The 10336-nt window shown below is 57.7% G+C and carries 13 protein-coding genes; 1 reads left to right on the top strand and 12 read right to left on the bottom strand.

The window, feature by feature from the left end; all coding sequences use genetic code 11:
- From ACOJB8_RS15755 to ACOJB8_RS15740, 4 genes are all read right to left on the bottom strand, one after another.
- Window positions 1-365 (bottom strand): hypothetical protein (locus ACOJB8_RS15755; RefSeq protein ID WP_475013283.1); only part of this gene is annotated, 365 nt, incomplete at its 3' end.
- A gap of 38 nt (window positions 366-403) precedes the next feature.
- Window positions 404-1186, bottom strand: coding sequence for a COG4705 family protein (locus ACOJB8_RS15750; protein ID WP_069268399.1), 783 nt, complete (start codon window positions 1184-1186; stop codon window positions 404-406).
- A gap of 568 nt (window positions 1187-1754) precedes the next feature.
- Window positions 1755-2960 carry a hypothetical protein gene (locus ACOJB8_RS15745; RefSeq protein ID WP_475013280.1) on the bottom strand — a complete coding sequence of 402 codons (1206 nt, stop codon included), beginning with the start codon at window positions 2958-2960 and terminating at the stop codon, window positions 1755-1757.
- Between the two features lie 236 nt (window positions 2961-3196).
- Window positions 3197-3697, bottom strand: coding sequence for a hypothetical protein (locus ACOJB8_RS15740; protein ID WP_342946539.1), 501 nt, complete (start codon window positions 3695-3697; stop codon window positions 3197-3199).
- Between the two features lie 307 nt (window positions 3698-4004).
- On the opposite strand from ACOJB8_RS15740, the gene ACOJB8_RS15735 reads away from it, so the two are divergent.
- Window positions 4005-4574: a hypothetical protein gene (locus ACOJB8_RS15735; protein WP_342946538.1), complete on the top strand. Its 570-nt coding sequence runs from the start codon at window positions 4005-4007 to the stop codon at window positions 4572-4574.
- A gap of 386 nt (window positions 4575-4960) precedes the next feature.
- Here the strand turns inward: ACOJB8_RS15735 and ACOJB8_RS15730 are convergent, their stop codons facing one another.
- From ACOJB8_RS15730 to ACOJB8_RS15695, 8 genes are all read right to left on the bottom strand, one after another.
- Window positions 4961-5473, bottom strand: a complete 513-nt coding sequence (locus ACOJB8_RS15730) for a phosphotransferase-like protein (protein ID WP_342946537.1) — start codon at window positions 5471-5473, stop codon at window positions 4961-4963.
- A gap of 794 nt (window positions 5474-6267) precedes the next feature.
- On the bottom strand, window positions 6268-6702 hold the full coding sequence (locus ACOJB8_RS15725; RefSeq protein ID WP_342946536.1) for a GNAT family N-acetyltransferase: 435 nt from the start codon (window positions 6700-6702) through the stop codon (window positions 6268-6270).
- A gap of 74 nt (window positions 6703-6776) precedes the next feature.
- Window positions 6777-7202: a GNAT family N-acetyltransferase gene (locus tag ACOJB8_RS15720; RefSeq protein WP_342946535.1), complete on the bottom strand. Its 426-nt coding sequence runs from the start codon at window positions 7200-7202 to the stop codon at window positions 6777-6779.
- Window positions 7203-7204: 2 nt separating this feature from the next.
- A complete protein-coding gene (locus ACOJB8_RS15715; protein ID WP_342946534.1) occupies window positions 7205-7336 on the bottom strand; it encodes a hypothetical protein in 132 nt (43 codons plus the stop codon).
- A gap of 3 nt (window positions 7337-7339) precedes the next feature.
- Window positions 7340-7738 carry a GNAT family N-acetyltransferase gene (locus tag ACOJB8_RS15710; RefSeq protein ID WP_342946533.1) on the bottom strand — a complete coding sequence of 133 codons (399 nt, stop codon included), beginning with the start codon at window positions 7736-7738 and terminating at the stop codon, window positions 7340-7342.
- 128 nt (window positions 7739-7866) lie between these two features.
- A complete protein-coding gene (locus ACOJB8_RS15705) occupies window positions 7867-8586 on the bottom strand; it encodes a Type 1 glutamine amidotransferase-like domain-containing protein (protein ID WP_342946532.1) in 720 nt (239 codons plus the stop codon).
- Window positions 8587-8703: 117 nt separating this feature from the next.
- A complete protein-coding gene (locus ACOJB8_RS15700) occupies window positions 8704-9222 on the bottom strand; it encodes an N-acetyltransferase family protein (protein WP_475013277.1) in 519 nt (172 codons plus the stop codon).
- Between the two features lie 85 nt (window positions 9223-9307).
- On the bottom strand, window positions 9308-10069 hold the full coding sequence (locus ACOJB8_RS15695) for a serine hydrolase domain-containing protein (RefSeq protein ID WP_342946530.1): 762 nt from the start codon (window positions 10067-10069) through the stop codon (window positions 9308-9310).
- Between the last annotated feature and the right edge of the window lie 267 nt (window positions 10070-10336).

Raw genomic sequence — 10336 nt, 5'->3', positions numbered from 1 at the left:
CGCAGTGCTTCGAGCGCGCGGTCGATCGCCTTGTCGAGCACGTGCCAGTCGTCGGCCGCGCGTGGCTTCAGGCCAGCTTCGGCCTCGTCCCACGCGATCTCGAGATCCTTGATGCGTGTCCTGCCGCCAGGCAGGTCGCCCCTGGCAACGAGATCGGACACGTCGGCCGTGATCCTGCGGAACTGGGAGAGGTCGCCGAGCTTCGACGCGCTTGCGGGCGAACCGCTCTGTGCGGCCGCGGAGGCGGACGCCGTGGTCGATACGGCGGCGCTGCCGGTCTGTCTGGAGCAACCGGCAGCGAGGCCGAGCGCAGCGCACACGGAACCGGCAACGAGCAGACGCGAAAGCGTGGTTGGATAACGCATGAAAAATCCTCGATTCGATAGTGAAAGAAGCGTGATGGTCACTCGGCGCTCTCGACGCGCGCGCGGCTACTGGCGCCGATCTGCGCGACGGCGACCAGCACGACGATCACAGTGAGGAACAGCAGGCTCGTCGAAGCGGCCCCCATGCCGAACCCGCCGTAGCTGCGCGACTGCGTGAGCAGGTCGCCGAGCGAGGCCCCGAATGGTCGCGTCAGGATGTACGCGATCCAGAACGTGAGAACCGCGTTCGCGCCGATTCGCCATGCTGTGTAGACCGCAGCCAGCAGGATGCCGAACGACATCGCGCCGAGCGAGAAGCCGAGACCCAGCGCTTCGGTCGCGAGATCGCCCGCGGCCGTGCCGAGCGCGAACGTGCAGAGGATCGCGGCCCAGTAGAACCCTTCGCGACGCGCCGTGTCGATCGCGTCGATCGCCAGGGTGCCCTCGACGCGATACCAGATCGCGAAGAATGCCGCGAGCACAATGGCGAATACGCCCGTGCTGATGTAGAGGCTGACACCGAGGCCGTCGGTGAGCAAATCGGTAATCTGCGTGCCGACGACGCTCACGAGCACGACCGTAAGCCAGTAGATCCATGGTGTGTACCTGCGCGTGCGCATCTGCAGAATGAGCGCGATCGCAAGCAGCGACGTCATCAGCGCGCGCGTTGCGCCTTGTCCCCATCCCGCGTTGACCGCGAGAAAGTCGGCACCAGTCTCGCCGACCGTGGTCGACATGATCTTGATGATCCAGAACGCGAAAGTGATCGCGGGCACCTTGTTGAGCCAGCGTGTCGCCGGTCGATCGGACGTGTAGGTCATACGGCGACTCCTCGGAAATCGGGTGACGGACCTGCAGTCTGATCGCTCAGACTTAGCAGATCCTTAGCCGGGTTCTTCTGGAGCCGCCTCCTGGCTCATACACCGACCGCAGGTGGGCTGCTAGACAGGGAGGGGGATATATCGACACTTGGCCCGGTTCGTCACTTTGCGGTGGGTCGCTGCCAACGGGCGCTCAATCGCAGGCGCCGGACTTCGGCGACGGCACGTTCGACATTGGGCTTTTCCTCGGGCAGGTCACGTCGCCGCCTGGCGGTCTGGCGAGCAATGACAACGGATGCGGTTTTCTGATCTGTTGCCCCCGACGTAAGCGTTGACGACGTGTGAGCACACTTCGCTAGGGTCGTTCGTCGGCGGCTTACGCCGAATATGGGAAAAGGTATAGGAGTGCAGCGTTTGACGAAGTCCAGACGTTCGGCAGTAGCCGACCCTCAAGAGACGGTCGCGGAAAGCCGAAGCGGACATTCGCACCTTCTTTCTTTCCATCCATGTCCTGTTGTTCGAGACCGGGCGTACGGACGTTCGCCCGGACCCTTTGGTCAAGTCACGTTCAAGTCACGTCTCTGTACCAGACCCCCTTAGACGTAACAACCCAAACGCGACTATTCACGACCTCCACGATGCAATCAGACAACGCATCGGGAAGCGTCATGCGACGCCACGTCCGTCCGCGATCAGAGCTGATCTGCAAGATGCTTCGAAAAACGCCCTGCGGCAACACCATAAAACTGAAATCTTCTGTTTTCAATACGATTATTTGGTCGTTAGTCCAGACATTTTGAGCCAGCGTGTTATCTCGCCACAACTCAGAGGCGTGACCATTTTGAATTGCATAGAGACGGTATTCCTGTTGCGGATATATGCCAGTCTCCACCAAAGCATAAAGCGCATCACCGCTTCCCGTCATGTGCATGATGCGACCATGTAGTGAGCTCGGCAATCCAAACACAATTTGGTCTCGACCGTTCGATAGCTTAATGATGCTCGTCGGATGATCCTCGTCGCCCGTGACCATATAGACGCCATCATCCGCGATATACGCTGACCATTGATGTGACGGCTCACCTTGCTCACCCGTCTCGCGCACCCATCTCTGACCGTGATCCGGCGAACGATAAATATTTGTCGGCCACTTCGATGGCGATTGCGATGACGTTTTCGTCGCCAGAAAAACAAGATTCCCTGACCTTGTCGTAATCATTCGACACGAGTGCATACTGGGACAAGGCTCTGGAAGTTTTATCGGTGACCAAGTCTTTCCGCCATCTGAGGATGATGCGAAGCCAGTTTCGTACTGGTTAAGACTATCCGAAGAGTATGTTTCAACCGCGGCCAACAAATTCGGTCCATCGACAGATACGACACGGTTGACCACCCGAGTGTCAGCCACGCTGGCCATCTCGCATGTCCCTATCTTAGTAGAGCATGCCATCAGAAGATTGCTTTGCGTACCGAAAACACCAGGGTTACCCACAGGCAAACGCCAGCGCATATCGACTCCAACGTAGGCGGTATCGAAATCGGCACCAAGTCGAAATAGATCATTTGCATGGGCAATGGTCGGAGCAACGTTGGGTAACCCACCAGCATATTTCCAAGGACCACAAGTATGTGCGTCCACACTACATGCTATCGCTCCGGAAGCACTGCCAACTTCATCTGCGGGAGTGATTGACGCGCTACGGGGATCGTGCACGCTCACGCAACCGAGCAAGGAAAATACCGCGCAAACAACAGCGACGTAACGAAGGCGCATGATGAACATCGGGTAGTTAGCGGTGGCGCAGTGATCTTTGGGTTCTCTTGCGCCCCGTCGTTATTGTTGAAGGTGCTGCGAGCTGCAGCCCCCATAAAGAGGTCAGCTCAAAACTTTCCTCCGCATACCTGAGTCCCTGACTGCTCAATTATCTACGATCTATCTCGTGACGTCGACCATCCGGAACTGGCCGACCAGAGCCCCACGCCAAGCGCGAGGAGATGTCGGGCGTGCTTTCAGCTACGCTGACAGACGATATCGACCTCCTTTGCTGCTGGACCTGCCGTTCCTGCCGGCATCTTGTGCAAATCCCAGTCTCCGTTCTCTACGCCTTCTCTGATAAATGTCCCATCAGTTTTCCGATAGCGATGGAGCCATTCGGTTGTCTCCCGTGTCTGACAATTGATACCGCGATACGTGTCGGCAACCTGAATGCCAATAGCTGTCCCCATCTTGGGTGATGGGATGAATCGCTCCCATACCCATATCCAACCATATTCGGATTTGATTGAGTTGGTATCGACCTTCCAGACATTGCCAGCTAACTCTTTCGACAGATAGGGATTGGCTTCCGCAATGTCGGCAGTGACCCAATGTGGAGGGGTTGTCTGATGTGGGTCAGCAGGAATGGTCGATAGCGAATCTTGCCCCTGTATCAGTTGGCCGACAGTGCCGCATCCAGTGAAGAGAACGGTTAAGAACACGCAAAGAATTGGAAGCTTCGTTGTTGTCGCCATGATTGAGACGGACTGAACCGCCACGGGTATCGAGGAGGTTGGTTGGTTTAAGTTGATAACGGCACGCTAGCACAGAGTTTGAGTCCGACCCATCTGCAATTGTCAGCAATCTGGGAATCAATGTCGAACGTCCACAAGTGGCCGATAGTTGACTGATGCAAATGGCATGATATGCCGGCGTGTTTCGCAACCGCGCGACCCTTGACAGCGACCCCGCAGCGGAACTTCCATTCACCCGGAACAGCGACCGGCTTGGGGCGTCGCTAACGAAGGATAATAGCCATGGAGCGCAGTAACCGGGGGCGTCATGCAATTCGAGGCTGCTGAGAGAGCGATGTGGTATCTCGCGCAAACCTATACAGGCCGAGTCGGCTACCAGCGCGGTGTCAAGTCGGAACGCCTCGTGGCCGACCCGCCGGTCATCGACTGCTCGGGGTGGGTCAGGTTACTCCTTACAAAGGCGATGCAGGCAGAGAACGAGGCCGCGGGCCGCGCGGTGTTCGGTTCTGGCGACGTGACAGCGCTTCACGCATGGTCGGATCGGATCATTCAGGAGATCGAGACTCGAACGGGTTTTGTCCTTGATGGGGGCAGGATTACGGTACACAGTCTTCCGCGCCTCGCCACCATTGGGCTAAAAATGGGAGAGCCTTCGTGGGCGAACAACCATCCTCGTCCTCGCGGGATTACCCACATTGTCCAGGTCGTGCGCCGCCCCGGGGATAGCGCGCCGTTTGTCTCCGAGTCGTTCTGCGGTGCAGTCTCGTCGGGCATCAAACTGACGCCACTTGAAGAGTGGCTCGCTGAGTCACGGCCTCATCTCAGCGCGGGCGAAATGTGGGCCGTTGATCCGTTCCGGCTGGCCTCAAGGAACTGAACGCCCCAGTGAACGTTCTCAAGGCCGCGCCTGGAATTTTGGCGCTGGTTGCCAGGATCCCGGCTGCGCGTCAGCGCGAGCGGAGGAGAGTGGGCCCCTGTGGGCTCTCAACCGAGATCAACGCCGACGTTCGCACTGTATCGTCTGCACGCAGCAGGTGAGCGAAAACTGTCCCGAACGATCGGTTGCGGGCCATAGGGCGTTACGATCGCGTCGCGGGAGATGCCTGGTCACGCGGCAGATGCAGTTGAAAACCAGACGTTCCTGTACTTGACGACGGCCGTTAGATCTGGCGCGCGCACAGAAGTCAGCCAGATGGATCGAACAGACCACGCGGCACGGGCATCAGGCGTCGTCTCGAAATCATCCGCGGGTTGCAAAAGCGGTCATTGCGACTGTGCGTTGATGAATGAGCGAATTCTTTGAGCGCCTTCTTCTGGACTGCAAGTTGATGTATCCAGACGCATCGAGTAGAGCCTTGAGTAAGCTGGATGCCCGAACTGGGATCGCGCCAATCCTTCTCCACGGTCAGGCCTGTTGCGTTCACGCTCTTCCAGAACAACTAATGGGCAACAAACACCTATCACGTACGTGCGACGAGGTGCGAGCGCGGAAATACATTCTTCGAAGGCAGTTGTATCTCGCAGCACAAGGTCGAGAACGATTCCAAAATGACTCGCCGCCACGCGCTTCAAGGTCGACTGCAGATTTAGATGATGTATTCTCAGCGCCTGGCTCAGCTCTTCATTCGATCGCATGTCACGCCTACGAGACATTTCGACGAATGCATCGAGCGATATGTGGAACATCGGCGCTTCGGAGCTATCCTGAAGCGCCTTGGCCAGGCTGCTCTTTCCCGTGCTGCTGGGTCCGTGCAATACGATCGCGATCTGTGTCATATGTCTCGCCGGCAACTCTGGATCGGTTCTTGCCGACAATCGTCGGCGATATCCTCATTCAGTCGATGTTCCCCCGATGGCCGGAGCTCGCCCATGGAGACTAATATTCGGTGGTGGGCAAGAATCCCCGACTCTGAAAGAGACGTTCCGAGGCGAAGTTTCCGAGAGTAACCATCGCGCAGCATTCTCGATGACCGGGCACAAGCGCCGAAAGCGACGCGAGCGCCGCATCCAGCAAGACTCCACCATCGCCGGAGCGCCTGTGGGGCGGTACAGTGGCCACCAAGGCAATAACTGGGCAACCGTAGGATTTGTAATCGGTAACCAGACACGCGGACCGAAGACCACCCATCTGCTCAATTGTCCACGACGCCTCCGGAAGCCATTCGCCGTATCGGCCACCGAGGATGGCCGTTGCTTTCGACGTGTACTGACTCATTGTCAGACCGCCATCGTCAACGGTACCGACGAACGCCGCATAGAAAAGATCACCCAAAGCCGATGTCTTCTACCCTTACGTTGCGAAAAATCGAAGGTATCGCATACGAAGAGAACCCATCAGGCAGCGACCGCTTCCAGAGTCGCGCACGACAATCGTGTGTCGAATTCGGCATTCTGTGGATGTCTCCTCTTCGTCAGAGCTGACTTTACTCTCGAATTGCACCCAGAGTACGAACTATCTAGCGGACCTCCTACCGCAGCCCCGACGGGCGCCCGGCGCTCTGCGGCACCTTCGGCTCGAACTACCGTATGCGCTGAGTCATTCGGCATCCCGCGTTGCGACTACGCGTTAGTCATAACGTTTTCGAGTGAGTGGCCGTTTCATCATCCACCGTGATGAAACCTCGTCGGCAGTAGAAGGTGGAAGCCGATTCAGTATCGGTTGATAGCCGGACCGAATGGAACTGTAGCGATGCTTTTTCAAGCAGCGCCGAGACCAAAGCTTCGCCTATGCCACGGCGCCGAAACGCCTTCGCGACATACAAACGACGTAAGCGGGCGGTCGTGCCGTCTGGGCGATACGGATCAGCATTCAAACCGCCGATAGCCACGAGGATTCCGTTTTCAGTGACTGCGAGCAGGCATTCTCCAGGTTTGTCAAATCTGTTGCTTCCGGTGTGCCATTCAGCAACCAGCCGGCCAAAAAATTTGAAACCTTCCTCAGTCGCCTCACGCTCCAGGTCACCGATCTGGGATGGAAGGTCCGTCAGTTGGTGAATCGAGAGCATCACGGGAAACCTTGCAGTGGTATCGCACATATACTGGCCATCTTGACGGCGCGATAGCTGGTCCGTTGGACAGACTATGCGTGCGTATCGTCGAGTCGTTTATGCAGGTAGTACCGTTCATGTTTGCCGCAGAAAGCCTCCAGCCTGCCGAACTCGCTATAGCCGCGATTGAGATAAAAGTCGAGCGCCTGAAATCTGAATGTGTCGAGAAGGGCGTGTTTGCAGCCGCGTCGGCGCGCTTCGTTTTCTGCGGCCAAAAGCAGTCGCGAGGCATTTCCCGCGCTACGGTGTACTTCACTGACCCACAGTTTGTGAACTTCGAGATACTGCCAGTAGGTACCCGCGAGCAAGCCACCAATGACGCTGCCATCCGCCTCTCGCGCGAAGACGCGCAACGGCTTGAAATCCCGTTCCGTGAATGTCGCGTTATAAGCGCTGAGTTGCGACGCAACGAAAGCATCATCCCGCTCATTTCGCGTGTCGGTGACTTCGATGTTCATGATTATTCGCCAATACGCCCTTTGAGTCTCACTTCCGTCAGGGCAGCGCCACCAATTTCGATAGCCCTGACTGAACCATCGGCCTGAAATCCGCGCTCGACGTAGAACGCCTGCGCCGGCTTGTTGTCTTTCAACACTCAGAGCGTGACTGTCGAATAGCCCTCGGCATGGAGTCTCTCTGAGGCTGCGTTCATTAGCGCTGTCCCAATGCCACGCTTCCAGAAGGATGGTGCCACATACACAGCTTCGATCTCGGCGCAGTGCGGATCGACGTCATGATCACGGGATGGTCCGAATGCGATCCAGCCGGCTACGGAGTCGCTTACTATCGCAACGAATACGGGCGGCGTGCCGACCATCACCGTCCTAAGCCATCTCTGTGCGCCGGCGACCGCATCGAGAGCAGCGAGGTAGCCGCCTGGCACAATGTCCTTGTAGGCAACCCGCCATGTATCGACGTGAACCGTGGCTATCGCTTTGGCGTCGGCAGTCGTTGCGGGGCGGATCTCATGTTCGAACGATGACGTCGTTTTCATTGGCCGAGCGGACCCTGACTCACATGTGAAGACTCGTGCGTGCGTCTTGTGCGACGCGACCGCCGCTGCAACCAGCGGGCTTGGACCCGTCACTCGGATTTCGCCCGGCGGACTCAGGTTCGTTTGACTTACTGACTGATGTGCTCGGCTGGTAACGCCGTCTCTATCACCTTGCTGCCTTCGCGATAAACCTTGTACGCGGTCGATCCCGTTTGCCACGAGAGTACCCTGTCGAGAGAGGTACCCAGATATAGTGCGGCAGCAAAGTCATCAATGGCAATCGAAGGCGGGACCATGCGGGCGTGTTGTGCTGCATGTAACGTCTCGCGTCTCTTTGGATCACTGCTGTAGTGAACGGCACAGCCACCGGGTAGCAATCCCAGGCAATCGAGTGGACGATACGTCGAGCCCCAGAATGAATCGGTGAGGCCAGCCTCGAACCAGCACATGGCACCTGCGCTCATGCCAGCAAGCAGCACACCGCTCTCCCACACCTCCCGCAAAATTGCATCAAGCCCCCACTCACGCCAGACAGCAAGTGCGGACTTCGTATTGCCGCCACCTATATAAATGGCGTCCTGCTCAAGCAGCTTTGGGCGAAGATCGAAGACGGGAATCGACCGCGCGTCAGGTTGTCGAAAGAATGCAAGGTGAGACGTTTCACAACCCGAACTGCCGAAGGCGGCGTGGAACTTGTCGATGTGCGCTGGCAGATCTCCGCTGGGCGTTGCGAGATAGCAGATACGCGGCCGCGTTCTTCCAGTCGCGTCAATGATATACCTGTCAATCGGAGATGGTGTGTCTTCCATCATGAAGCCACCACCACCGATGGCAAGAATGCGTTGCATGAATGCCCCCGTCGGTGATCGTCGATATCCGCGCGAACGGTTTAACGCCCTGGTTGAGACTGTCAGGGATTTCAGTGCCCGAGTCGGTCACGTCAGTGATTTCGAATTCCAGGACCTTTACGTCAAATGCTGGATGGCAATTCTTTCGTACAGTGACCAGACATAGCCATCGGGACCGGGTTCTTGCCACAGTCCTGTACGGATGAAACCAAGTGACTCATACCAGGCGCATAGCTTCGCGTTGTGAGCGGGGCAGTCGAGCCGGACATAACGCCGACTCAAACCGCTCACTCTGATCGCGCAGCAGTCAAGCATGAAGCCACCGAGTCCTCGTCCGTTAAAGCCTGCGCGCACACTCAATCCGTGCACGTAACCCGCGATCGGCTCCTGCCGCCCCCAGCGCTGCTCATCGTCGAGATCGAGCGCAAACATGCCCGCTGGAGTGCCGTCCAGCTCAGCGACATACACCTCCTTTTGAGCGACGGTGTTTCGCATCCATTGCTCGGAAACGCCGTCCCCTTCCTTGCCCCACGCATAGTCGCGGTGCGCTATCTTCCACGTGCGTGCTTCGTTGCGGATCTGTGTGAGCACAGCAACATCCTCTGCCGTTGCCCGCCGGATGCTTTTCGATGCCATCGATCACATCTCCGTTGAAAAGTCTGCGTGAAGAAGCGCCTCCGCGTCGGCCTATCGAGCTCCCGGGAGCACCCGTCGTTCACGGCTAATGAGGCCAGGGAGCGCCATACTGTGCATCGAGCGCGTACCACAAGGCGTAGATTTCCCGCATGCCCGGATCGTGGTCGCTCGTCCACACCGCTGTCTGCACGAGCACGAGTTTCGAGCCTGGATCGACGATGATCCTCTGTCCGTCCATCCCCTGCAGCGCAAACATCCGGCGCTCGCCTGGCAGTATCCATACCTGATACCCGTATCCAAATATCGGGTTGGCGTTGCCCGGAGCAAGAAAACCATCGCCAGTAGCGACGCTCGTCGCCTGTAATACCCATTCTCGCGGGACGATCTGCTGGCCGTTCCACCGGCCGTCATTCGCGAGCATCATTCCGAGCCGCGCCCAGTCGCGCAGCGTGGCGCTCACGCAGCAATAGGTAATGTTCTGCCCGGATGCATCGCGCCCCCACGATCCATCCGACTCCATACCCATTTTCTTCCAGATCCGCTCGCTCGCATATTGCGCAACGGACATATGTGTCGCATGACTTAAAACCAGCCCGAGCACTTCCGTTTCGATGCTGGCGTAGCTGAAATGCGTGCCGGGCGGGCGATCTCGCTTGTCGAAATGTTTGACGGCATCGACGGCACCCAGCCCGTGTGGATTGAAAAGATCGCGGCCCAACCTGTCACGGTCGTCACCGGGATTGCTGTCTTCGAAGAAATGGACGCCGGAGGACATGTGCAGCAGATCCCGTATCGAAGTCTGCCCATACGGGTTGTCTGCCAGTTCCGGTACATAGACATCCGCCAATCGTCGATCGAGCGAATTGCACCCTCGGATATCGCAATGCCGATCAGCATGCCGACGATCGTCTTCGCCATCGATTGCGACATGAACCGGTCCGAATCCTTGCGCGCGTAACGATAATGCTCGTAGAGGATCGTGTCGCCTCGCGCGATCAGCAAGCCGGTTACCGGGTTGCGATCGAGATAGTCATTGAGTTTGCGATATTGGCCGCCGTAAGGATACTGTAACGCCAACTCGCGTTCTGACGTCTTGAATGTCGATGGGGTGCCG

The organism is Paraburkholderia sp. BR10141, assembly GCF_056155635.1.
The sequence above is the reverse complement of the archived record's forward strand: the minus strand, read 5'-3'. Positions and strand labels throughout refer to the sequence as shown.